This is a genomic window from Neobacillus phoenicis, from assembly GCF_047302305.1.
In the GTDB taxonomy this organism is placed as follows: Bacteria; Bacillota; Bacilli; order Bacillales; family Cytobacillaceae; genus Neobacillus.
Window position 1 is genome coordinate 3,454,787 of sequence record NZ_CP154847.1, and the last position, 23,318, is coordinate 3,478,104.

Here is a 23,318-nt window from a genome sequence, read left to right on the forward strand (position 1 = left end):
AAAATAACCCCCACTTACTCATTAATTTTTTTAATGAACGCGTGCTGCTTCATATCCTTTGAAGATGTGAGTGATAATTGGTTCAAAAATTCTATTTGAAAGCTTCCCGGTCCTAGTTCTGCTGTTCTTTCAGCCGCTTTCTCTGCCGCTATTCCATAGAAAGACAATGCAGCCACTGAAGCCTTCAACAAATCATTTTCCACTCCAGCAAAAGCACCAATTACAGAAGTTAATAGACAACCAGTGCCTGTCACCATTGTCAAAATGAGATGTCCATTTGAAATCACAAAGGTGGTTTTTCCATCTGTCACAACATCTTCTTTTCCTGTTATGACCACAATGGTATTCAGTTTCTGTGCAGCAGAAATGGCAAGTTCAACAATATTACCATTTGCGTCGCCAGCATCTACACCTTTAATTTCCCAGTTCTCACCTACAACGTTAGCTATTTCAGCAGCATTGCCTCTGATTACCGAAACATGCACCTCTTTCATGATTTTTTGTGCAGTCTCCGTACGGTAAGGTGTGGCCCCCGCACCTACCGGGTCAAATATAACGGGAACACTATTTTCATTGGCTGCTTTTCCTGCAATAATCATTGACTCCACTGTCTGCGAGTTTAACGTTCCAATATTCAAAACTACGGAACTAGCTATCTTCGCCATATCGGCTACTTCTTCTGCTGCATATGCCATGACAGGTGATGCTCCTAGTGCAAGCAAGCCATTTGCAGTAAAGTTCGTGACGACGACGTTTGTTATGTTATGTACTAGCGGTCTACCCTCTCTTACTTTTTCCAATGTCTCAAACCATTTGTTTGTTTCCACAAAAATCTCCCCTTTTTTAAAAATAAAAAAACCAGATCCAAAAATTGGACCTGGTTAGTTAGAAAGAGTAATAAAACAGCATTCACTCGACTACTTTCCTACGCTGGTATTACCCAGATCAGGTCCGAAGGGTTAAAAACGTTGCCGTTTTCTCTCAGCCCGCAATCTGGGCACCCCTAGTAGATACGTCATTATGAAATTACCTACATAGTACTGCTAAAAATTTCAGATGTAAAGTAAATAATTTAATATTGTTTGTGATTCATCCCATTTACCTTTCTAAATTAGTGTTTCCTTTTGCTAAATCCATCAGTTCTTTTAATTCATTAGTGAACCCTTTTACTGCTCTGCCTTCAACAACGGTTACCGGCACACCTAGGAAACCGTATTTCTCTACTTCTTTTTGAAATTCTGGGTTTGTGGCTACGTTCCTTGCCTCAAAAGCGATTCCTTCCTGTGTTAAAACCTGTTTTACCATTGTACATTCAATACAGTCGTTCGTTGTATAGACAATTACACACTTACTCATTGGCATATTCTCCCCTATCTTATATTGCGACAATTTTCTTCTAGTTTCCTCTTCCATCGATTATATAACAGTTATTGGTGAAGATTGAACACCTCTGATTCAGGAAATATTCCTCGGGAAAGCGCATGAACAGACAATTCTCGCGTTTTCGTGTCGGAAAGTGAAAGCGAAATTTCAGTCACATATTAGGGCTAGACAGCCTTTTTTTCTACTTTCATGATATTCGTTGATGCTTGTCTGTGAAAATTTCATATGATATCTCTTGTAAGGTCCCTATTCATGAACGGAGTAGGCGGGGATATAAACTTTAAGAAAAAGGTGGGTAGAATAATGGGCAAAAAAAATAATAAGATGCAAGAAAAGCAAGTTGAAAATACATTTGTTATAGACTCCTTTTTGCAGTCGGTAAACAACTTGTTGAAAGAAGAGCTTTTAAAGGCATTGGGAAATCCCTCAGAAAATGCATCCACTAACACACTAGAACAAGAGCATTCGGATGCACAAGTTACTGAACAACAACAAGAGATTGTTGTTGAGGAACAAGTACAACAAATTGAAGACAGTACTCCTCCTGAGAATGACCTTCGCTCCAAAATTGCTAATCACTTATTAGCGATTGAAACCGACATAGCAGCCTATATTTCAAGCTTTGAAGATGAGATTCGAACAGAACTTGCGGGTTTAAAGGAAATAAATACAAACCTATTAAAACAAGTCTCAGAATTCGAAAAAAAGAAAAAAGAAAAAGATAAGGATAAAAAGAAAAAGAAAGAGAAATAAACTCATTATAAAAAACCTTGAGTGATCAAGGTTTTTTATAATGAGTAGGAAAAGAATTTACAAATTCTTCTCATGTAATGGATGATAAACCTTTTTCAAAAATCTTTGTAAGAGGTGTGGAAGGATACTTTTTCGCCTTGTCACCAGGGCGCTGACCATTGCTTTTTTCTCTTCTTTAGTTACCATCCAATCCTCTGGAATCATCGATACAACTTCTTCGATTAAAAAAATCGGAATGGTTTGAATCAAATCAAGATAATCTGTAAAACTATCTTCGGATTCAATATTTGTGGCCATGATTCCATGTGTGGCACTTTTCAAAAGCTGCTCTGATAGGTTGTCTAAATCACTTGCACACCAGTTGTATGCTCCAAAAATCTCCGCATGATCAATAATCCACAATTGATATTTTCCTTGGTCTCCCTCACATAAGACTATATTTTTACGAGTACGATCTCGATTACAAAGCCAGTAATCTAGCAAGATGACACCCGCTAATGACTGGTGATTACTAATACTATAATTACTTGGCGTTTGATGACCGTCCGTACAATCAGGAACGTATAAAGAAGCGAATTGAAATTGGGTATGATGCATGACTTTCAGTTCAGGAACTTGAGCAATAAACTCAGGTGGTATCTCTACTAACCGGGCAAAGGGAATCGGCAGACCGAGATATCGTGCTAAACAATACCCTACCCATTCATTAGGTAATGATCTCTCAAACCCAGGTTGAAAGAACTTTACCACATAGTCATGTCCATCACTAAAACTTATTAAATGAGCGTTGGACTTCCCTTCTAATGTTTTTCGATAGGCAATAGGAGTAATCATGTTATTTCCCCCTCCCCATTTGCCTCTTCGTCCTTTTGGACAATTTTCTTTAATAAGTCTACATATGCATCTGCAACCGTTTGGATTGAAAAATGTTGTTGAACTCGATTGATTGCAGCCTGAGACATCTGTTGAAAGCGTTTTGGGTCATCAAGAATCCCATATAATTGCTGGACCGCATCATCGACGTTTTGGCCACGATAAAGTAACCCTGTTTCCCCATCAACCACTAACTCTGTGACAGGCATCATTTTAGAGGCTACCACGGGTACACCACAGGTCATTGATTCAATAAATGTATTTCCAAAGGATTCTGATTTAGTGGTTGCAAGAGTACATCCGCCAGATTGGCGGATCTTTGCATAGACATGAGGCATTTGCTGATATGGAATGACAGGGAACCATTTAATGATATCGGTGAGCTGCTCTTGCTGCCAGGCTGCAGCAAATTCTTCACGCTGTACACTCTGTGCCCCTCCGATGACCCAAATTTCAATATCGCCTCTTTCATTCTTAATCTTTTTTGCGACCTCTAGCAACATCGGCCAATTTTTACGTTTGTCCAATCTGCCAATCCATCCGATAATTTTTTTATTATTAGGAGGTATCGGTGCACTTTGATAATCAATTTCATCAGGTGCTAATGCACGGAAAAAGGAAGTATCCACGCCGTTGTATATGACTTCAATGGGAACATTATTTGTTAATATGGAAACAATTCGCTTTTGATAGTAAGAGGGTACGATGATTAATTCGGGTTGAATTCCTTTAAAGGACTTTACGTGAGGCATGAGCTTGATTAGTTCAGGTGTCCGGGCTTCTACAATAACTGGTCCTTGAAAGTTGGCTTTTCGAAGCCATTTGTAGGCAGCACCCGTATCAACAATAACGACAGCATCGTAAGCGTGATCATGAATGATTTTTTTAATTTCTTGTTCATCTTTCGTTAAATAGACAGGAGCAATGTCCTGCATGATATGGAGCCCGCCATGATCGGTTGTATAAAGGAACTCAGTCTCAATGCCATGTTGTTTGAAATAGATTGAGCGATTTCGCCATCCAGCATTTACTCCGCCAACAGTGAGTAGCCGCCAGATTACTAGTACTTTCATTTAGCTTTCTCCTTGTTAGTTTTTAGGGTCCTCCTCAGAAATACACCCTACTTTAGACAGCTCTTTATACTTCAATAATAATGTTGTAGGATGCTATTTTTTCCTGCCTTTTTTGCTCTTTTTACCGCGAAAATCCCTATCATACCTTTCGCCTTCAAATCGTCGGTGCTGATTGTGTTTTTTATCTTTATCACGGTGTTTACCATCACTTCGGATTATTTCTCCCTCAAATCGTTTCATTCCTAAATGCTGTTCCTGCATTCGAGATTGTTCAAGTTCATCCCAATACTTATCAATTTTTTCCATTACTGCTTCGGGATCCTTCCCACGGGCAAGCATGGTTTTGACCCATTCCTCTTTGAACACCTTGTGAACTAAGCCATGCAATTGAACAACATATTGTTCTTCATCTTCTCTTGTTAATAGTTTTTTACTTAGATTCTTGACTTTTTCTTTGTCTGGTTTTTGTGGAAGAAGTATTTGATAAATTTGACGGGATAACTCTTCCATCCGAATGTAGTGGAGCCACTCCTGATATAACTCAGGTGCCATTTCTTGAACATGTGACAAGAAAATTGCCTTATTTTCCTCTCCTAAGGAATTTAATAATTTCCGTGGATACGGATACACCCGGTCACGCCATACAGTCCTTGCCACATCAATGACTTTCAAATTACCGTCTGGCTGGATATATATTTGCCTTTTATGATGATCAATCCGTTCATACCCGATCGCTTTAAAGGTGATCAACATGTCAATAAGCTTTGCTGATAGTTCTTCGTTTAGTGGTTGAGATTGAAGATATTCACGTACGTCTACTCCTCTGATAATGTCCATTGCAATGTAAAGTGGACCTTTCGCATGAATCTTCGGAAATAGATTCGTATGCTGGCCTAAGGACAACGCATAGTGTTCGCGGTCGCAATCTTCTTGGTTTCCAAATACCTTTACACAAATATCATCGGTCACCTGAAAGACGGCACCCTGCCTTCCTTTCCCAAGCATAACTAATGGTGAATTATTTATTACCTCTACATCAGCATTGATCAGGTTTTTCACTTCAATTTGTTTCATCCATTCTTTTAATTGTTCAGTATCCATTTTTCCCCTCCTTATAAATAATTGAATAAAAAAGAAAGCTACTTATGCAGTATCGCTTAATATAGTTAATTCAAAGAGGACTTAAAATGTACAGGCTACTGTCCAATTGAATAAAAAACCCCGCCAACAAATGCTGACGGGGCATACTGTACACTGGAGACGGACAAAAAGGCAAAGTTTCTTTTTGTGGTGTCAGTCACCAAATTTTATAGAAGTAAGTATGCAAGTGGTGCTGTGATTAGTATGGTTAGTACTACTCTTTCAAACCAGATGACTACCAGTTTTCCAATCGTGAGTGGTATCTCTGTTGATAAAATACATGGTACCACTGCTGAAAAGAAGATAATAGATGAGACAGATACAACAGCAATCACAAATTTTGTTACGACTGCTGCTTTGGTTACTAACAGGGCAGGTAAAAACATTTCTGCAATGCCCACTGCACTAGCCTTGGCTGCTAGCATAGGTTCAGGTAGCTGAACAAGTGCTGTGAATGGATAGAAAATATATCCTAACCAATCAAATACAGGCGTAAACTCCGCCAAGATCAAACCGAGTAACCCAACAGACATGATGGATGGTAAAATTCCCATTGTCATGACAAAGCCGTCTTTAAGATTTTCCCATATATTTTTGCCAAAGCTCGGTGAATCATTTGCTGTAATCATGGCTTCTTTCCAGGCAGTTTTAAAGCGGTCTTTTTTTATGATGACCTCTTGATCGCCTTCCATCTCCTGATAGTATGAATCACTCATTTTAGATAATGGCCATATTCGAACAGTAATGGCTGTGACGATAAATGTTACGACCAGCGTAATCCAAAAATAAGCATTCCACATGTCCATCAAATTTAGTGTTTTTGCAACAACAATCATAAACGTCGCTGAAACTGTGGAAAACCCTGTAGCAATTATAGCAGCTTCTTTGATGGAGTATTTTCCTTCTTTGAATACACGATTCGTAATCAATAGACCAATTGAATAGCTGCCAACAAATGAAGCAACCGCATCAATAGCTGATCTTCCTGGCGTTTTCCATATCGGCCGCATGACCGGTTGCATGAATATTCCGATAAATTCAAGCAAACCATAACCCACTAACAGGGCAAGAAATACTGAGCCAATTGGAACTAACAAACCTACCGAAATTACTAGTTTGTTATAAAGGAATGGTGCCATATCCGGACTAAAAAACCATTTTGGACCTACATTAAAAACGAACATAGCCCCGGCAACAAAACCTAGAATCTTCAAGATTGAAAATATTAACGTTACCATATCCTTTTTCCATGTTTTCTTATAAAAAGGATAAACTGCCCCTAATAAAATAACTAAAAGTGCATAATATGGCAAAACACTCGGAACGGCCAATTGAATAGCCGAAACAAAATGGTCGAGCATAATCGAGGATTTCCCATTTAAAGTAATCGGCACAAAGAATACAAAAATACCAATAGCACTGAAAACAAAAAACTTTACCATATTCATCATATTGCTATTCTGTAACTCTGGCTGCTTCGCATTCACTACAGTCTGATTTTCCATTATCCATCCCCCTTATTATTTTTACCCTTTAATTCATTTGTAATGTCAGGCACCAAAAAGGATGTTTGGTGCCTGACACCTATCGCAACATTACCCCTGTTAAAAAGGTTAAAAATACATGTGTGCCAAGTTTGACTGTTGGTTGAACTTGGGTGTCTTTAAGTGGGTCAAGGCAGACGATATCCATATCGTTTACTTTTGGATGTTTGGCAGCTACTAGTACACCTTCTAGTAGTTCTGCTGTTGTCATACCGCCAGGCGTTGATGCTGGAACTCCTGGTGCATAGGCAATATCTAGAACATCCATATCGACGGTTAAGTAAATCGTATCAACCTTGGCTTCTAATTCCTCCAAACAGTGTCGGACCGTATCTTCTATCCCTTTTTTTCTTACTTGACGTAGTGTGAAATAGTTAACGCCTTTTTCATCGGCATATTGCTTCAAATCTTTCGTGTTAAAAAAACCATGAAGACCGATATTGTACATATTACTCGGGTCTACCGTCCCACTTTCAATCAGGTTTCTCATCGGTGTCCCATTAGACGGTCCATTATCGGCTAAATCCCTCAAATCAAAATGGGTATCAAACTGTAGGATACCAATCTTCTCATGTGGTTTAGCTTGATGCAGCCCCTTTACCATCATGGCTGTAATCGAATGATCACCGCCAATTGCACAAACCCTGGATGTGCTGAAATGCTGATGGAGAGTAGTAGAAGCTGCAATGATGTTGTCATGGCATTTGCTGATATCGGTGACATGCATAGGAACGTCCCCTACATCCACCGCCGTCATTTCAGAAAGATCAATATCTTCATCAAGATTATAGGTAGTAAAGCCTTTCCATAAACGTCGGAAAGCATCTGGAAATTCAGATGCTCCTGACGCACTAATAGATGAACGGGAAAGAGGTACTCCGACTACTACAAAGGCGGCATCCTTGCATTTTTCAGGATTCGAGTCAGCAGTCAGCGGTTGAATCCACTCATGAACCTTCTCCACTCTACCCCCGTTGTCTGGTCTTACCCATGTAAAGCTGGGTGGATTCAGTTTAGGATAAAGAAAGCTTTTCAACAAATTGCCCTCCCTTAACAACCACCTGACCATTTTTCACCACAGTATCTGTATGGTTCACACCATAAGAGTATTGTAGCTTCATATAGTTTTCCACGTTGAATATGGTTATGTCACCTTTTTTTCCTACTTCCAAACTACCAATCTCACTTCCACGATTAATGGCATGTGCGGCATTAATCGTTGCTGCTGAGATTACCTCTGCAGGTGTCATCCCCATTTTCAAGCATCCAAGATTCATAATAAATGGCAAAGAAACCGTTGGTGAAGAACCTGGGTTGCAATCTGTAGACAGTGCCACAGGAACCCCTAAATCAATCATTTTCCGCCCGTTAGCAGATTCAGCCATTAAGAAATAGGCGGTCCCAGGCAGTAACACGCCGACGACCCCTTTATCAGCCATCGCCTTCATGCCTTTTTCCGAGGCTCTTAATAGATGGTCTGCGGAAATCGCTCCTACTTCTGCTGCAAGCTCGGCTCCCTCATACGGTTCAATTTCATCCGCATGGATTTTAGGAATTAACCCGTAGCGCTTACCTTCCTCAAGTATCTTGCGAGATTGCTCAGGCGTAAACACCCCGTGTTCACAAAACACGTCATTAAATTCAGCAAGTCCCAGCTCTGCCACCGTCGGGATCATTTCTTCGACTAGCAACCGAACAAACTCATCTGGATCTTGTTTATATTCCTTTGGGACCGCATGTGCTCCCATAAAGGTAGCTACTACGTCAACCACGTGTTGTTCATTTAATTGTTTCGCCACTTCTAGCTGTTTCAGCTCGGTATCCCATTCCATCCCGTAGCCGCTTTTAGCTTCCACTGTCGTAACCCCATGACGCAAAAATTGATTTAAACGTTCGTAGCTCTCCTGAAAAAGCTCTTCGTGTGTGGCAGATTGAGTCCGTCTTGTAGTCGCATGAATTCCACCGCCTGCATTCATGATCTCCATGTATGTTGCCCCTTGCAAGCGCATATTAAATTCATTCTCTCTACTTCCGGCAAAAACAAGATGGGTGTGCGGATCGACAAGTCCTGGTGTAACCAGTTTGCCGCTCGCATCCACTACTTCGGCCTCATGCATCCGACTTGCAAACTCTTTAACTAGTTCTTCATCTTTCCCCACAGCCTTAATGATTCCCTCTTCAATCCAAACGCTTCCGTTCTCGATGATGCCAAGCTCAGACATCGCTTCTTTTACAAGAGGAGCTTTTGAACTCCCCTGTAATGTCACGAGCTGAGAAGCGTTTCTGATAAAAACTGCTTTCCTCATATCAATCATCCTCTCAGTCTCTGAATTAGTCCTGCTGCAACATTGGCATTTTAATGCCTTTTTCCTTTGCAGTTTTAATAGCAAGATCATAACCAGCATCTGCGTGACGAACCACACCCATACCAGGATCTGTCGTAAGTACCCTTTGAAGTCGGATTTCTGCTTCCTTTGTACCATCTGCAACGATTACCATACCGGAATGTTGAGAATACCCCATTCCAACACCCCCACCGTGATGCAGGGAAACCCAGCTAGCTCCTCCTACTGCATTGATCATGGCATTTAAAATTGGCCAGTCGGAAACCGCATCACTTCCATCTCTCATTGCTTCTGTTTCACGATTTGGTGAGGCAACCGAACCTGCATCTAAGTGGTCGCGGCCAATAACGATTGGTGCTGATACTTCTCCGGAAGCCACCATATCGTTAATCACTTTTCCAAATCGTGCTCTGTCTCCATAGCCAAGCCAGCAGATTCGAGCAGGTAGTCCTTGGAAGCTGATTTTTTCCTGTGCCATCCTCACCCATTTACAGAGGTGCTCATCATCTTTAAACTCACGAAGTAGTGCTTCGTCAATTTTACGGATATCTTCTGGATCTCCTGATAATGCAGCCCAGCGGAAAGGACCTTTTCCTTCGCAGAAAAGTGGTCGAATATACGCAGGAACGAACCCAGGGAAATCAAACGCATTTTCTACCCCTTCATCCTTTGCTACCTGACGGATATTATTGCCATAGTCAAACGTTACTGCACCTTTGTCTTGCATTTTCAACATTGCTTTTACATGGAGTGCCATGCTTTGTTTAGCAAGCTTCACATATTTCGCTGGCTCTTCCTTTCGTAATGCTGCTGCTTCCTCTAAGGTAAAGCCCACAGGTACATATCCATTTAATGGATCATGTGCAGAGGTTTGGTCTGTTAACACATCCGGATTAAAACCTTTTTCAATCATAATTGGTAGAATTTCAGCTGCATTGCCCAGTAAACCAATCGATAACGCCCTGCCTTCAGCTTTCGCTTCATGTGCCATTTTTAAGGCTTCATCCAGGTCCTTTGTTTTCACATCAAGATATGCTGTTTCCAATCGGCGGTCGATTCTTGTTTCATCCACATCAATAGCCAAGCACACGCCACCATTCATTGTGACAGCTAACGGTTGAGCTCCGCCCATACCGCCAAGTCCTGCTGTTAATGTAATTGTATGTTTTAAAGTTCCCGCGAAGGTTTGTCGTGCAAGTTCAGCAAACGTTTCATATGTTCCTTGAACAATTCCCTGGCTTCCGATATAAATCCAGCTTCCTGCTGTCATTTGTCCGTACATCATCAGACCTTTTTTATCAAGTTCATGGAAATGCTCCCAATTCGCCCAAGCAGGAACTAGGTTGGAGTTTGCAAGTAACACACGCGGCGCATCTTTATGGGATTTAAATACAGCTACTGGTTTTCCTGATTGGATGAGCAATGTTTCGTCATTCTCTAATTCAAGCAATGTTTTCACGATTGAATCATAGGATTCCCAGTTCCGAGCTGCCTTACCTATGCCACCATAAACTACTAAATCTTCTGGTCTCTCAGCGACATCCTGGTCAAGATTATTCATTAGCATCCGTAGTGCAGCCTCTTGAATCCAGCCTTTAGCGTGCAATTCTGTCCCTTTATAATTTTTGATCACTCTAGATTTCTTAGTATTTGTCTCCATTCATTCCACTCCCTTATCTAATATTCTACTTTTATTATAATAATAAAATCTTCTGAAAAATACGAATACGATATTAGATAAGTGATAATTATTCTATATTATAGATATAATTTTTTTGGACAACCTTTATAAATCTATAATATTTTTAGAAAAATGCATTTTCTATATTTTTAATTAAGTGGAGTCTATTTTGATGGGTAGCATATATCTTGGTAGAAACACAGCGATAGTGTACCTGTATCTACTTCATGGCAATGTTGCTGGTTTCATGCACGAGTCTGTCCAAACTTGAACCAACTAAGACTAAAAACAAAAAAGACCCAGTATGAAAACCGAGTCTCCTATTTAACCCCTATTCATTTTTTGCATACGAAACTCCCGTGGTGACATGTCAAAGGCTTCACGGAACATTCTGCTAAAATAATTCGCATTTTGATACCCCACAAGGATGGCAATTTCCTTAACGGGCTTCCGTGTTTCTATTAATAGCCGCTTTGCTTCCTTCAACCTAATCCTTGTCAACAACTCTGTAAAGCTGGATCCCATTTTCGTAATCAGCAAATGACTGAAGTAGGAAGGATTTCTATCCACATAATGCGCGACAGCCTCCAGCCTGAGGCTGCTGTTCGAAAAATTACTCTCCATAAAGGAAATTCCACGTTCAATCGGATCTTGTTTAAGGCTTTGGGCCATCAATTCTGCCCCATCAAATATCTTTTGAATAAACAAAATCAAATTTTGTACGGTCCGATAAAGTACAGTATCATAAAGGATTGAATTGAAGATCGTCCGGTATTCCTTTTCATAAATGGGATCTTCATTTAGCTGGTACGTCTTCATAAAACGTCTGATTTGAGCTAGGATACTTGTTAGTCTAATTCTGACTAACCCGGGATCAGGATAGGGTTCTTTTAATTGTAGAAATTCATCATACAACCACTTCTTAATATTTTCTATATCGAGAGCATTGAGCATGTCAACCCAGTCCCTTTGCTCTGGCGGTGCTAAAAAGGGATCCACGTGTTCCCAGTCTAGTGAATACTTGAACTCTACAACCTGCCGGTATCCTTTATAATAGGTAAAATCAAGCATTTTTCTGACTTCCAAATACTTTTCATTCAAGGTTTTAGTTGAGTATTGATCACTGTAGACAACTATTCCAAGTGGATCTGAGAACTCCTCTTCCCATTTCCTCATGGCTTTTTGACATTGCTCCGTACTATTTTGACACTTCTCTTTGAACAAGAGAATCACCATATCGGTCAGTACAAAGCTCCCGTGTAAATCATTGAATGGATAATCATTTAAAAAGGAATGTAGTGAGCTAACCATGCGTATACTTTCAGATTGAAAAGCAGCCATATGGAAATTTTCTATGTCGGATGTTTGTGGTATAAATAAAGCCTCATATGAGAGATCTTTATAAATCTCTGTTCTAGTTATAGATGGTGCGTTTCTCCCCATTTTTCGTGATGCCTTTTGAAAGGCTGTTTTTACTTTGGTTGTTGAAAAGGGTTTAATCATTAAATCCAGAGCCTGCATTTCAATAGCCAGACGAGCCCTTTCAAATGTCGCCTCTGCGCTAGTTAGAAGTAGGATAGGATCATAGATATGCATGAGGTCACGGAAGGTAGACCATTCTTCTTTTCTGATCATATCCAGCTCCAATAATACAATATCAGGACATACTCTTTCGAATGTTAAAATAAACTCCTGAAAATCAGCTGCTAATGTAATATCTGTTACTGGGATGGATGAAGTTTTTAATAACCATTTTAGTCCTTCTCTTTCATTTAAGTCACGATCGGCAATCAGCCATTTTCCTTCCACACTACGTTCGTCCCTTCTAACTGCTATGTCCATTTCAGTGTACACTATTTAAAATGAATGGATAAGATTCATTTTTTTTAGAAACGGAATGAATTCCTTTAAGCATGTAAACCATAATAAAAAAATTAGGGGTGAGCATGTGAAAAAAATTTTTGCATTATTACTTGTCTCATTTATATTTTTTTACAATCAGCCAGTTTTGGCTAGTAGTAAACAACAAAAAGAGCCTATTAAGGGTATTTATGTAAAAGCTTCCAACACAAATGGTCCGAAATTCAATCAGCTTTTGAACCTCGTCGACAAGAGTGATTTGAACGCAATGGTGATTGATATTAAGGATGACCACGGCAACTTGACTTACATACCCGAAAAGAATTCACCCTATTACAGAGTTAGTAAACCTTATATTAAAAACCCAAAAGCACTTATGCAGACGTTAAAAGAGCATCATATTTATCCAATCGCTAGAATTGTTGTATTTAAAGATAATGTTTTAGCCCCGTCTCGCCCAGATTGGAGTTTTCAGACTTCTAATGGAATCTGGAAGAACCCGCGTGGAGATTCGTTTACCAATCCATTTCGAACAGAAGTGTGGGATTATAATATTGGGATGGCCATTGAAGCAGTCAACCTTGGCTTTAAGGAAATCCAATTTGATTACGTAAGATTTCCCGAAAAGTTTGAAACGCTTGAGAAACCTCTTTCTTATATGGGTAAAAAAGAAGGAAGTAACCGGGTCGCAGCTGTAACAAGTTTTGTTCAATACGCAAGGGAAAAATTATATCCTTATAAGGTTAAAATGTCTGTTGATACCTTTGGAAATGCAACGGTGATTCCAGAAGCAAGTGGCATTGGGCAGAACTTCTCGAAAATAGCTGAACACGTTGATGTCATTTCAGCTATGATTTATCCTAGCCATTGGAATGGAAATTTCGGAATTGCTAAGCCTGATTTAGAGCCCTATCGGTTGGTTGAAGAATATGCAAAGGTAGAGAACGCCCGATTGAAATTGCTAGCCTCACCACCGACATCTAGGCCATGGCTTCAGGATTTTACCGCAACTTGGCTTGGGAAAGGGAATTATAAAGTTTACGGTAAGCAGGAAATTGAAGATCAAATACGGGCTTTGCATACACAAGGAATCCAGGAATTTTTAATTTGGAACGCTGCTAATTACTATACAGCCAATGTTGACTATACCCCATAAAAGGCAAAAGAGGTTTGCCTGAAGTCAAACCTCTTTTTATCGTTTTATTTCTTGAACGCGGGTCTAGAAAACATAACGCCAATCGCTAATCCGGCAATCAAAGCCAAAAGATGGACAGTTCCAGTAGACAAAGAGATAAAATTAACTACAGCCCCATTTCCATCCTTCATGAAACTTAATGAAATCTTTAGGACCACGGGCTGATAAATCAGTAGAAACGGAATCACTACTAATAATAGACCCAACCAATCTCTTCCGATAAAATATTTGGCCAACAGGAAATAAATCAGCCCAACAAGAAACGCCAATCCATAAACAATATAGTTAATATATTGGAGTGCACGTTCCGGTTGATCAAAAAAAGCCACAATATTTACGTATAGAAACCACAAGATAGAAACTAAAATGGCAAGTACTTGTGTTTTAACTATTAATCGCATTCACAATTCCACCTAATCACATTCTCTAGTTTTTTTATTCATTATAACAAAAACGCTAGAAAAGAAAACTAAAGCCTTTTTGGCTGTGACTTACAGTTTATGCTATAATAAACTGTTAACAAAATGAAATGACTGTTTATAATAAGTTGGGAGCGAAATTTTTATATGATTAAAATTGATATACCAAATCCAGATATAGTGATTACAAAATCAAATCAAGTTGGAGAAAAAGTAGAAGCACCGCTAAGCAGTGAGTATGGATTTACAAATTACAATAAGATTCCAAGGGATAAAGGCGGGATTATCTTATTTTTTAATGCTAATGATGAACTTTTGTTTGTTGGTAAGGCAAGAAAGTTAAGACCACGCGTAAAACGTCACTTTGAGGATCAAGTATCCCCAATCAAACTTCACCGCCATGAGGTATATAAGATTGCGGTCTGTGTAATCGAAGATCCGATGGAAAGAGAAATATATGAAACCTATATTATTAATACGCTTCACGCTAAATACAATACCGATAAAGTATTCTATAAATAAGGTTGAAACAAAAAAAGAGCGGGTAAAAACCTTAACAGGTTCTATTTCCTATCGCAAAACGTTAATTTACAGCTAAAAATGTATAGTAAAATGCTTATCAATTTGCACCGTATTTGCGGTGCTTTTTGTTTATAAAAAAAGCCCAGTCCGATAATGAACATAGGCTACTTATCGTATTAATTTTCAAGTCATAAATAACTAACGCACCCGTTTGTAATATAAGGTTAACCAAATTTTTCTGGTTGACCATTAGCTGAATAAGGAAATTTATATTGCCCGCACTTTTACTTTACACAACGATCCATTCTCTGTCCCCACCGCCTGATTTTCACTTTTTTCCCCTGTATATCCATTATTTTTGGACTGTATATGTCTAATGGCTCCAGATCAGTATCTTGGGCATAATACAGTTTATATACATTAGAGAGGGGGGATAGTATGAGGCTAAGAAATGGAGATTTTTATACAAATGTTTTTACCAATAAGGTATATAGGTTAAATGAAGATAGCGATAGCAGCTGGTGCTTGAGTTTGCGTGATGAAGAAGGTTATCATGAAACAGAAAAGATATCAGGGCGTGATATGATTAGATTGGTGGAAGGTAGTTATAAAAAAAGCTAATAAAAAAAGCTACTCCATTCCTGTCATAGTAGCTGTAATCAGAAATTTTTAGTGGCAAGTAGCTTAAAGGAATTAAATTAAGTGAATATGTACAGAGCGAAAACTCAGTTTATTTACATGGAATAATTAAGTATGCATCCGAATAATCGGATGCTTTTCTTATTGGGGTGAATCACCATAGAGATTTTCAAGTTATACAATAAGCCAAGAAGGGCAAAGAACTTTTATGAAATTTAGAAAACCAACCTGTTCCAAATAAAATCCAATTCTATCTTAAGTCCCTGTCATACGCTATTGGCGGTGATTCTACCCAACCTTTATCAATTAAAATATTCATGCCGTCGTCAACAAATAAGCCAATATTCTTAAGCGTTCTTCCATACAAGAAATTTATATCTCTTCTTGCCGTTACCGCAAGTGAGTTTCCGAATGACCTTATCTTCATTGCGAACATGTCCACTTTATGGAACAGCATTATTTTATCGGAAAAAGGTGAATAGGTTGATGTTGTAACCAAATGGTCTAGGAAAGCTGGTGATTGAATGTGTTCTAAATGCAGTTTTTCTTTATACTGCTTAACCGCTTTATCAGTCATGTCTAACCCTCGTTTAAACAAAGCCTTTATCTTTTGATCTTGAACTGTCTGATGAAATCCCAATAATAATGCAATACTTGTTACGTTATTCTCAATATTATCCCAAAGATGTATGAGTTCTAATGCCTGTAATGGTCGGACATCTCCAAAAAAACCATTTAAGAAACTTTGTTTATCAACTTTTTCAATTCCTTCTGGTGTTGGAATGATTGGAGGTGCTGCAATGTATTTTTTTTTCATTAAAATATCATTAATTTGTCCTAAAAAGACCATAGTACATTGATTACAATAAATAAAAAACTCCCTTATATCCTCCCGCATAACCAACGGAACGGCTACTGCGTAAAGACTCATACCTGCCTTAGCAGCATATTTTAAATAGTGAACGTAAAATTCATCCTCGTATAAGCGGGGCGCACCAAGATTGACATCCTCTTTAGTAAATCCAATTGGGATAGGAAAATTTTCATTTTTAAAAAATTCTTCTATCCTCTGCGTGAAATCCTTTGATAAAGCTAAACCATTTTCCAATAGCATCTTAACATTTTCTTCCTCGCAATGCTGAAGAAAATAACTTAAGAGTTGTATAGACATACTGTTTCCCATATAGGTAGCCCAAAGTTTACCCATTTCAAAAGCCGTAAAAGGTTGGGTCTCATCTGATATTATTGGATTTATATTTAGTGGTTTCATCACATTCATTGGAGTTAAATTTTTATCGGTGGACATACCTATTCCCCTCTTCCCGCACTTTCGCTTAGGATAACCATTGTAAGAAGATTCAATTCAAACAAAATCGGACCTTTAACTTATAATGGTGAAAAAAGGCTACCGAATTTCCTTCAACTAGTTCTGCCCCGTTCGTTTCAGAAACCGTTCAAACTCATTGTGAGTAATCAACATCAATATTAATAATGGGATTGTATTTCTTCTCGGTCACCGCCATAATTCTTGCAATCTTCGGATCTGTTCCCATGGTGTATCTCTCAATCTCTATCAACTCCATACCACTAACATTATAAGCATGTTTAATCTTTGATTGCATTTCTGTCTGTCCTTTAAATTCAAATTTTTCTGCTTTAATTCCCATTTCAGAGAGACATTGGCTTAACCCTTTAAAGTAGTCACAATAAACAGCAGGAAACAGTGTCATTATTTTGGCACTGCCTTCAATAAATATAATTTCCACCCGACTGTTACCATAAGAATAAGACACCGCAGGAACCTTGAGATCACCTTCAAAAGTAAGAATTAATTTTCTTGATTTTTCTGGTTCTCCCAACACTTCCTTCACTTCCTCCTCTGTTTTGTTATTGACCTTACTAAAATTAAAATTTTTAGCTAATTCCATTTTCTTCTTTTCTTCTTCTAGATTTGGTTGAACTGGTGTGAATTTGACAGGAGCGCTCGCTTTTGTCGAAGCAGTCACTGCACGATCTTTTTTTTCTGCTGCAAAGTTCACGCCTTTTTTCTCCCCTACCATAAACGGAATGATAAATAGAGAAGCTGCTATACCAGCTGATATGATTGCAACCACTACCTTTTTACCATTTCTTCCTGTATGAATTGTATGTTGAATTGAGTCTTTTTGAGGATACTTGATCATTACAAATGATGTAGAATTTAATGTATGATTCTTTGAATTTTCTATTTTTTCTGTGACACTTTCCTTTTTCTTTTTAACCATAATATAATCTTGTTTCATTTTCTCCTCTAATTCCTTTTTGATCATATTCACAATACCAATTAGGAAAAAGAAGCCTAGCATGACGCAAAGGACAATCCAAGGAAAATGAACAAATACCTCAAAGTTCTGCCCAATCAACCCTGACCATTCGTTTGATAAAGATGCCGCTCTCGGAGGAGTTTCATAGCCAAATATCCCCTCAGCAACCGCTCCACCTAAGAAAAATTCAAATAAACCTAGGTGCATAATTAAGACCAGGGTAGCTAAAAACTGCTGAACCATCATTAATAGGCCATAAGACTTAAAATACGGCAATAAATGACGTCGTATAAGAAAAAGGCTATTGGCTCCCATTAAGTTTGAACTTTCAATAAACGTTCGCTTTCTTAAATCATTGACTATTTCTAACGATGAGAGAGTCACAGTAGGAAAAGCAACTAAAAATAAAACAAATATTTGAAACATCATTGTGTACATCATTGGAAGTTGATTGGTTGCTGATGCTATTGGACTCATAAACGTGATTGCAATAATCAGGGTTGGTACATACCTAAACCCGATAAATAAGTCTTTAAAATAGGGAACAGCCTTCGTGAGCCAAAAGGAAAAGATGATTCCGGTTAACCCGCCAAAAATGACCCGTAAAACCGTAACAAGAATGGCACAAAGTACGGTTACCTTCATTCCGTCTATCATCATAAGCATTAGATCTTGCCCATTTTCATCTGTACCAAACGGGTGACTTATAGATGGTGGAAAAGGTGCTTTTCCTATGACTGAACCATTATCATCATAAATTAAGGTTTGCTTGTTATAATCTTCAGGGCCAAAGACAGGATAAAGTAGGCTCATAAGTAGGACGATAAAGATTATTCCTGTACCGAAGATCGTTTTTTTATAGCTTTTCATTACAGGGCCTCCTCTTTACCTCTTGAACGAATGGACAATAGACGAATAAATAATTCAATAACAATAATTGGTATTGTGAACAGAATGATATCAAACACCGCTTCGGCACTACCTAATGTATTTAAGTTTCCTATATGAGACGTATAGGCTCTTAATCTAAAAAGATATTCCACTAGAAATAGATTAGAAAGAATTACCCAGACTAGCGTTCTCATTTGAACAATTAACATAGGAAAAATATTCCTTAACATATGAATCAAGTAAATTTTTACAAAAGCTAACCCTTTTGCTTTAGCAAAAATTGCGTAGTCCTTTTCCATTTCCTCCCCAAAGGCATTGATTAGGAATTGAGCTAAAAAGAAGGTCGGAAGAAAAGAGATAATAACGATTGGTATAAAATAGGGATTGCCAGTAAACCCATAAAGCTGAAACAGCTTAATCCCTGTGTTTTTGTAGATGGTAATAACTAAAATTTGCAACACAAAAATGACGAGTAAATCAGGAACCGCTTCACTGAAGTTAATTACACTTCTTAACTTTCTTCTTATTTTAGCTGGTGACATGATGACAATTGCTGCGATTAAAAATCCAACTCCCAAAGTAAGTGCAGTAGATGCCAAAAATAGTTTCATAGAATACAAATAATTTTGGAGCATATCTGTTTTCATCCACCCCATAAAAAAATCCCTTTCATAAAAGTGAGTAAGTTCATGAAGTTTATTGGTAAAAACTGTTGTGAAAGCTTTACTATCGAAAACAAAAGCCCCTTCATGTTCACCGAATAAAAAGGGTGTGGATAGAAAAAGTGCAAAGCCAATCACAATGCATAAAGCTCTAAGTATGTAATGAACGATACGCTTCAAATGGTAACCCCCTTTAAGACAAAAAAATCTCTACATTTATTAAGCGTTTAAACATTCCAAAAAGTTACACTTTTCGGAAAAATATTTTTTTGTAAGTAAAAAAGAAGGCAGAATCTACCTTCTTTTTTACTGGGCTTTTTCATTGCCCCCATATTTAAGTATCATTTCTTTTTCAATATGGCTTGCACGGATACCGAAACGAGGCTTCAATGGTGCTACTTTTTCTCCTAATAGAATCTTTAATGCAAGGAATGGAAAATTGATGCCAGATAAACAACTGATATGCATCCCACCGCTCATTCGCGGATTGATTTCAAGCAGTTTTGGAATTCCTTTGTTATATTTTACTTGGATGTTAAACACATAAGGCAGTTTATACTCATCATGGAACTTATGGGCTATTTGGATAAGCTCCAAACTTTCAACCAGCTCCCTTACTCTTCCTTCCCCTTTCATTCGTGGAATTGCAGCATACAGCCTCTCATTAGATGCAAGACAATCGATACTATATTCCCGTCCTTCTAAATACTCGAGTACCATTAACTCTGGGAAAGTATCTTGCTGGCTTAATATTTCACACGCGTAATCATATGAAATCCGATGGCTTACTCCTTGATACAGAAGCTGTTGGATAGACTCGATCTGATCCTTAATCACCCGGAAGCCGTTTGCCCCCTCACCGATCACAGGTTTAAAGCAAACCTCATGCCCTTTTTCCTTTAATGAGGAATATGCCTGTTTAAATTCATCAACAGTATGGACCACTTTATAATCAGGTATGGATATGATCGGGTTGACCTTTGCTAATTCACGGTAGGTTGCTGCTTTATTATCCATTGTCTCCATGAGCTTTGCATCAGGACAAACAAGTACCTTTACCCCTAGAGTCTCGAAATCAGCGATTCGTTTTGATATAAGAACATTTTCTTTTCTGGGTATGAAAATATTTATGCCATGTGTTTGACAAAAATCTAGACAAAAAGCTATATATTCCTCCCCAGATATGTCAGGCTCCACAAAGGCAAAATCACAATTCTGCAGGTAAAGTGCATCTTTATTTGGATGGGTTCCATATATAGTAAATTTTCTACCTTCTTCATTTGCTCGAATCATATCAATATAATGTGATACTGTTGTAAACCATCGATTAAACCAAATCTTCATCTGCATCCTCTTTCATGTTGTAGTTAAGACTTTTTCCATTATGTGCTAATAGAGGCCATTTTATAAGTTTTATTATGTTGAAATATCGATTGGTTTAATAGACTAAGCTTTTTGAACGGTTTAACCTGGCTGCAAATTTGTAGATAGCTTCCATATCTAAATGAGATTGGTCTGCAATAATTCCATCCACTTTTTTAACGACCTGTCTTTCAAAAAAATTCATTTTAGATACAAGAAGTTCCCCACCAAACAATCCCATCGCAACAGAATTTTTTCGTAAATCCTGAGGGAAGGCATCGTTGAATTGTTGAATGGCAGTTTCCCCTTCACGGAAACAGCATAGGAAAAGTCCAACATTTTTTTCTAAAAGTACATCATGATGCTTTTGAATAAACTGTTTGATTTTTCTTTGAATGGCACCAGCATGAATGGAACCACCGATGATGATGGTATCAAAGTCGTTTGGATTGAAAATGGTTTTCTCTCTTTTCAAATCAACTGATAAAATCTCTCCTTCGAGGTTCTCACTTAATAGACCTACTGCTTTTTCTGTAGTCCCATGGGATGAGCAATAAACAATTAAAGTCTTCATGTCAATTCTCCTCCTTCTTTCATTACAAAAATACCAGCCATGATTAGTGAAGACAGGCTGGATGTATATTTAATCACCTCTATTCTGAACCTCTCATGACTAAAGTCACGAGGTTCTAAAGTACTTTTATTCAGCCTTCGTCTGAATGACCGAAAACAAGTTTTCGGCTGACATTAACCACTCAGCTATTTCCCTTAGACTTTCATAGGCAAGGCAACTTTTGCTGCCATTATCGCCCTGTGGGCTCGGTTCAAAACCCTTTGTATCGAAATTTTATAAGCCGATACTACTTAATTGTTTTTTGTTTAACTGTTTCCTTCGTTCCATTTCCTGTTCGTGTTGTTTAAAAAATTGGTTCCATGTTTTATTTGCTCGTCCAACATCTATTTCACCTAGATTATCTTTTGTATTCATGATGAGGAAGGCGCTATACAAGTCTCGTTGCACATCACCTTGTTCGAAGTGGTTCCAACGTTCGGAGAGTTTTTTCTTTACGTAAGTTTGCGTGAAGTGTTCAAATTGACTGGCTTTTACTTTTGCCGTATCAATTCGCTTTAGTTCTAAGCCAAAACATTTGAGTTTGTTGTCAATAATCGAAAGAAGCATGGATGGCGTACGATTGGCTAATGACTTCCCAAAGCGTTTTTTTCGTTTGAATCGTCCCGTCTTTTCACTAACCTCTGTTTTCTTCGCTTTTGCTTGAAGTCCTTTGAAATTCATCGTTTCCACTCGAACATCTAATCCTAACGACAAAATATGGTTTGCCAATTGGTTGTGTGCTTGCTTTCGCTGATCCGCCATTTTTCGACTCATTTCTGCTAACTCTTTTCGAGTTTTCTTGTAATTCTCACTTTGAATCCATTTTTCTTGATTGGATTTATTAATTGTGCCATCGTCATTGTATTTGGCTGGGTTATTCGCTCGGCGCTGACGATCTAATTTACGCTGTAAAATCCGTTTTTTGCGTTCTTCAACGGACAAACCTTCTGCCAGCTCAAGTAGTTTCACTTCCTTTTCCGAAGCAATGGCAAGCGTGGATGTGCCAATATCTAATCCAACACGAGCGTTTTCATCTTTGGAAAAATTCTGTTTGCGTTTCTTTGGTGGAAAACCTTCTAATGCAAATTGAACGAAGTAACGATTTTTACCGCGAATCACTTTCTTGAGGAGTCGGCAATATTTGATGTTATCTTGAAGCGCAAGATAGGCGTATTCATCTTGGTCGTTCATCCTAACAGGCAGAACCAGTCCTAGCCATTCCATGCGTTTGTTTTTGGGAAAATAACGAAAACCAGTCTTGTTTGTCTTTTCTTCTAACGAAAAAAATTGACCTACTGAACAAAAAATGCACTTTCTTTCCGTTCCCATACATAACTTTCTCAACTGCTCGAAACGCTCGTTCAGCGATATTTTGGGCCATTTGGGAGCCAATATTCCGCTTGAATTTACGTCCCATTCCTTGAACGTACATATTTAAATCGAATTTACGAACCCCGTGTTGTGCTTTGAATAGATTCAGAAGTTGATTGCGTTCCTTCCCTTTTAGCATACGAACCGCTTCCCAATACCTGGGATTGCGTATCATGTGTTTATACCTGCGCCACGCTTCACCTAGACAGGCATTGTAGATCGTTCGCCCGATGTTTAGGCGTTTTACTAAGATGTGTTCTTGCCATGTTTCAACTTTTAAAGGCAAAGTAAACACATAGGTTGGTGATGACATCTAGGCTTGCACTCCTTTCGTTATTTCTTTTGTTGATTACGAAAGTATTGACGTATCTGTTGTTCTGTATGTTCACTTACGGTTGCGACAAAGTAACTGGGATTCCACACTCATATTTATGAAAACATATGTTAAAAGATTTAGTGGAAATAAGGTTATTATATAGTACTTTTTTGTACATGTTTGGCTGAGCATATGTCAGTTATTTAACGTGACATATGCTCAGCCCTTTCCGAAGCCGATTCATCTCATGACTGAAGTCACGAGTGTTCTCGGCTATTTCATAACTCACCTCTATTATAAATCCATTTAGAAAGCATCCATCGCTTAAATATTGGCAATATTATTACAACTGACAAATATTTATGGTGTCAGG

22 protein-coding genes, 1 pseudogene and 1 riboswitch are annotated in these 23,318 nt (G+C 38.3%); of the genes and pseudogenes, 4 read left to right on the forward strand and 19 right to left on the reverse strand.

The window, feature by feature from the left end; translation table 11 throughout:
* Positions 1 to 14: 14 nt before the first annotated feature.
* Both thiM and AA0X95_RS17900 read right to left on the reverse strand, forming a co-directional pair.
* Complete coding sequence (thiM, locus tag AA0X95_RS17895; protein ID WP_413300189.1) at positions 15 to 827, reverse strand: hydroxyethylthiazole kinase; 813 nt, start codon at positions 825 to 827, stop codon at positions 15 to 17.
* Between the two features lie 78 nt (positions 828 to 905).
* Positions 906 to 1,015, reverse strand: a riboswitch (TPP riboswitch).
* 83 nt (positions 1,016 to 1,098) lie between these two features.
* Entirely contained in the window at positions 1,099 to 1,356 is a 258-nt protein-coding gene (locus AA0X95_RS17900; RefSeq protein ID WP_413300191.1) for a glutaredoxin family protein, read from the reverse strand.
* A 330-nt stretch (positions 1,357 to 1,686) separates the two neighbouring features.
* Between AA0X95_RS17900 and AA0X95_RS17905 the strand changes: the two genes are divergently transcribed.
* Entirely contained in the window at positions 1,687 to 2,136 is a 450-nt protein-coding gene (locus tag AA0X95_RS17905; RefSeq protein ID WP_413300193.1) for a hypothetical protein, read from the forward strand.
* Between the two features lie 57 nt (positions 2,137 to 2,193).
* Here the strand turns inward: AA0X95_RS17905 and AA0X95_RS17910 are convergent, their stop codons facing one another.
* The 8 genes from AA0X95_RS17910 to AA0X95_RS17945 all read right to left on the reverse strand — a co-directional run bounded on the left by AA0X95_RS17910 (position 2,194) and on the right by AA0X95_RS17945 (position 12,634).
* Positions 2,194 to 2,970: a HipA family kinase gene (locus AA0X95_RS17910; protein ID WP_413300195.1), complete on the reverse strand. Its 777-nt coding sequence runs from the start codon at positions 2,968 to 2,970 to the stop codon at positions 2,194 to 2,196.
* Positions 2,967 to 4,082, reverse strand: coding sequence for a glycosyltransferase family 4 protein (locus AA0X95_RS17915; protein ID WP_413300197.1), 1,116 nt, complete (start codon positions 4,080 to 4,082; stop codon positions 2,967 to 2,969). Before AA0X95_RS17915 ends, AA0X95_RS17910 begins: the two co-directional genes overlap by 4 nt.
* Before the next feature lie 93 nt (positions 4,083 to 4,175).
* Positions 4,176 to 5,183, reverse strand: a complete 1,008-nt coding sequence (locus tag AA0X95_RS17920) for a hypothetical protein (RefSeq protein ID WP_413300199.1) — start codon at positions 5,181 to 5,183, stop codon at positions 4,176 to 4,178.
* 206 nt (positions 5,184 to 5,389) lie between these two features.
* Positions 5,390 to 6,727 (reverse strand): YjiH family protein, encoded by a 1,338-nt coding sequence (locus AA0X95_RS17925; protein ID WP_413300201.1) that lies wholly within the window; start codon positions 6,725 to 6,727, stop codon positions 5,390 to 5,392.
* 79 nt (positions 6,728 to 6,806) lie between these two features.
* Positions 6,807 to 7,802 carry an agmatinase family protein gene (locus AA0X95_RS17930; RefSeq protein ID WP_413300203.1) on the reverse strand — a complete coding sequence of 332 codons (996 nt, stop codon included), beginning with the start codon at positions 7,800 to 7,802 and terminating at the stop codon, positions 6,807 to 6,809.
* Positions 7,780 to 9,072: an imidazolonepropionase gene (gene hutI / locus AA0X95_RS17935; protein WP_413300205.1), complete on the reverse strand. Its 1,293-nt coding sequence runs from the start codon at positions 9,070 to 9,072 to the stop codon at positions 7,780 to 7,782. Before hutI ends, AA0X95_RS17930 begins: the two co-directional genes overlap by 23 nt.
* Before the next feature lie 25 nt (positions 9,073 to 9,097).
* Positions 9,098 to 10,771, reverse strand: coding sequence for a urocanate hydratase (gene hutU, locus AA0X95_RS17940; protein WP_413300207.1), 1,674 nt, complete (start codon positions 10,769 to 10,771; stop codon positions 9,098 to 9,100).
* Positions 10,772 to 11,116: 345 nt separating this feature from the next.
* Complete coding sequence (locus AA0X95_RS17945; protein ID WP_413300209.1) at positions 11,117 to 12,634, reverse strand: helix-turn-helix domain-containing protein; 1,518 nt, start codon at positions 12,632 to 12,634, stop codon at positions 11,117 to 11,119.
* A gap of 106 nt (positions 12,635 to 12,740) precedes the next feature.
* Between AA0X95_RS17945 and AA0X95_RS17950 the strand changes: the two genes are divergently transcribed.
* Positions 12,741 to 13,808, forward strand: coding sequence for a putative glycoside hydrolase (locus AA0X95_RS17950; RefSeq protein ID WP_413300211.1), 1,068 nt, complete (start codon positions 12,741 to 12,743; stop codon positions 13,806 to 13,808).
* Positions 13,809 to 13,852: 44 nt separating this feature from the next.
* Here AA0X95_RS17950 and AA0X95_RS17955 read toward each other — a convergent pair whose 3' ends face one another.
* Complete coding sequence (locus AA0X95_RS17955; RefSeq protein WP_413300213.1) at positions 13,853 to 14,248, reverse strand: hypothetical protein; 396 nt, start codon at positions 14,246 to 14,248, stop codon at positions 13,853 to 13,855.
* A gap of 165 nt (positions 14,249 to 14,413) precedes the next feature.
* On the opposite strand from AA0X95_RS17955, the gene AA0X95_RS17960 reads away from it, so the two are divergent.
* Together AA0X95_RS17960 and AA0X95_RS17965 are read left to right on the forward strand one after the other, a co-directional pair.
* The gene (locus tag AA0X95_RS17960; protein ID WP_413300215.1) at positions 14,414 to 14,788 is read left to right on the forward strand and encodes a nucleotide excision repair endonuclease; all 375 of its coding nucleotides are present in this window, start codon (positions 14,414 to 14,416) and stop codon (positions 14,786 to 14,788) included.
* A gap of 438 nt (positions 14,789 to 15,226) precedes the next feature.
* The gene (locus tag AA0X95_RS17965) at positions 15,227 to 15,409 is read left to right on the forward strand and encodes a hypothetical protein (RefSeq protein WP_413300216.1); all 183 of its coding nucleotides are present in this window, start codon (positions 15,227 to 15,229) and stop codon (positions 15,407 to 15,409) included.
* Positions 15,410 to 15,677: 268 nt separating this feature from the next.
* Here the strand turns inward: AA0X95_RS17965 and AA0X95_RS17970 are convergent, their stop codons facing one another.
* The 8 genes and pseudogenes from AA0X95_RS17970 to AA0X95_RS18005 form a co-directional block, all read right to left on the reverse strand.
* Complete coding sequence (locus AA0X95_RS17970) at positions 15,678 to 16,733, reverse strand: DUF3231 family protein (protein WP_413300218.1); 1,056 nt, start codon at positions 16,731 to 16,733, stop codon at positions 15,678 to 15,680.
* A 154-nt stretch (positions 16,734 to 16,887) separates the two neighbouring features.
* Positions 16,888 to 18,600 (reverse strand): ABC transporter permease, encoded by a 1,713-nt coding sequence (locus tag AA0X95_RS17975; protein ID WP_413300220.1) that lies wholly within the window; start codon positions 18,598 to 18,600, stop codon positions 16,888 to 16,890.
* The gene (locus AA0X95_RS17980; protein WP_413300222.1) at positions 18,600 to 19,463 is read right to left on the reverse strand and encodes an ABC transporter permease subunit; all 864 of its coding nucleotides are present in this window, start codon (positions 19,461 to 19,463) and stop codon (positions 18,600 to 18,602) included. The genes AA0X95_RS17975 and AA0X95_RS17980 overlap by 1 nt, the downstream gene beginning before the upstream one ends.
* Positions 19,464 to 19,589: 126 nt before the next feature.
* The gene (locus AA0X95_RS17985; protein ID WP_413300224.1) at positions 19,590 to 20,627 is read right to left on the reverse strand and encodes an ATP-grasp domain-containing protein; all 1,038 of its coding nucleotides are present in this window, start codon (positions 20,625 to 20,627) and stop codon (positions 19,590 to 19,592) included.
* Between the two features lie 94 nt (positions 20,628 to 20,721).
* Positions 20,722 to 21,219 (reverse strand): flavodoxin domain-containing protein, encoded by a 498-nt coding sequence (locus AA0X95_RS17990; protein WP_413300226.1) that lies wholly within the window; start codon positions 21,217 to 21,219, stop codon positions 20,722 to 20,724.
* Positions 21,220 to 21,492: 273 nt separating this feature from the next.
* Positions 21,493 to 22,449: a transposase gene (locus AA0X95_RS17995; protein WP_413300228.1), complete on the reverse strand. Its 957-nt coding sequence runs from the start codon at positions 22,447 to 22,449 to the stop codon at positions 21,493 to 21,495.
* A 1-nt stretch (position 22,450) separates the two neighbouring features.
* The gene (locus AA0X95_RS18000) at positions 22,451 to 22,942 is read right to left on the reverse strand and encodes a hypothetical protein (protein ID WP_413300230.1); all 492 of its coding nucleotides are present in this window, start codon (positions 22,940 to 22,942) and stop codon (positions 22,451 to 22,453) included.
* Between the two features lie 20 nt (positions 22,943 to 22,962).
* Positions 22,963 to 23,052: pseudogene (locus tag AA0X95_RS18005) on the reverse strand (transposase); the annotation flags it as partial.
* Between the last annotated feature and the right edge of the window lie 266 nt (positions 23,053 to 23,318).

Coding starts and splice junctions, on each gene's coding strand:
- AA0X95_RS17920 (WP_413300199.1), bottom strand. CDS start 5,183: ATGGATACTGAACAATTAAAAGAATGGATGAAACAAATTGAAGTGAAA.
- AA0X95_RS17915 (WP_413300197.1), bottom strand. CDS start 4,082: ATGAAAGTACTAGTAATCTGGCGGCTACTCACTGTTGGCGGAGTAAAT.
- AA0X95_RS17945 (WP_413300209.1), bottom strand. CDS start 12,634: ATGGACATAGCAGTTAGAAGGGACGAACGTAGTGTGGAAGGAAAATGG.
- AA0X95_RS17970 (WP_413300218.1), bottom strand. CDS start 16,733: ATGTCCACCGATAAAAATTTAACTCCAATGAATGTGATGAAACCACTA.
- AA0X95_RS17975 (WP_413300220.1), bottom strand. CDS start 18,600: ATGAAAAGCTATAAAAAAACGATCTTCGGTACAGGAATAATCTTTATC.
- AA0X95_RS17985 (WP_413300224.1), bottom strand. CDS start 20,627: ATGAAGATTTGGTTTAATCGATGGTTTACAACAGTATCACATTATATT.
- AA0X95_RS17910 (WP_413300195.1), bottom strand. CDS start 2,970: ATGATTACTCCTATTGCCTATCGAAAAACATTAGAAGGGAAGTCCAAC.
- AA0X95_RS17900 (WP_413300191.1), bottom strand. CDS start 1,356: ATGAGTAAGTGTGTAATTGTCTATACAACGAACGACTGTATTGAATGT.
- AA0X95_RS17905 (WP_413300193.1), top strand. CDS start 1,687: ATGGGCAAAAAAAATAATAAGATGCAAGAAAAGCAAGTTGAAAATACA.
- AA0X95_RS17960 (WP_413300215.1), top strand. CDS start 14,414: ATGATTAAAATTGATATACCAAATCCAGATATAGTGATTACAAAATCA.
- AA0X95_RS17925 (WP_413300201.1), bottom strand. CDS start 6,727: ATGGAAAATCAGACTGTAGTGAATGCGAAGCAGCCAGAGTTACAGAAT.
- hutI (WP_413300205.1), bottom strand. CDS start 9,072: ATGAGGAAAGCAGTTTTTATCAGAAACGCTTCTCAGCTCGTGACATTA.
- AA0X95_RS18000 (WP_413300230.1), bottom strand. CDS start 22,942: ATGTCATCACCAACCTATGTGTTTACTTTGCCTTTAAAAGTTGAAACA.
- AA0X95_RS17965 (WP_413300216.1), top strand. CDS start 15,227: ATGAGGCTAAGAAATGGAGATTTTTATACAAATGTTTTTACCAATAAG.
- AA0X95_RS17995 (WP_413300228.1), bottom strand. CDS start 22,449: ATGAACGACCAAGATGAATACGCCTATCTTGCGCTTCAAGATAACATC.
- hutU (WP_413300207.1), bottom strand. CDS start 10,771: ATGGAGACAAATACTAAGAAATCTAGAGTGATCAAAAATTATAAAGGG.
- AA0X95_RS17955 (WP_413300213.1), bottom strand. CDS start 14,248: ATGCGATTAATAGTTAAAACACAAGTACTTGCCATTTTAGTTTCTATC.
- AA0X95_RS17990 (WP_413300226.1), bottom strand. CDS start 21,219: ATGAAGACTTTAATTGTTTATTGCTCATCCCATGGGACTACAGAAAAA.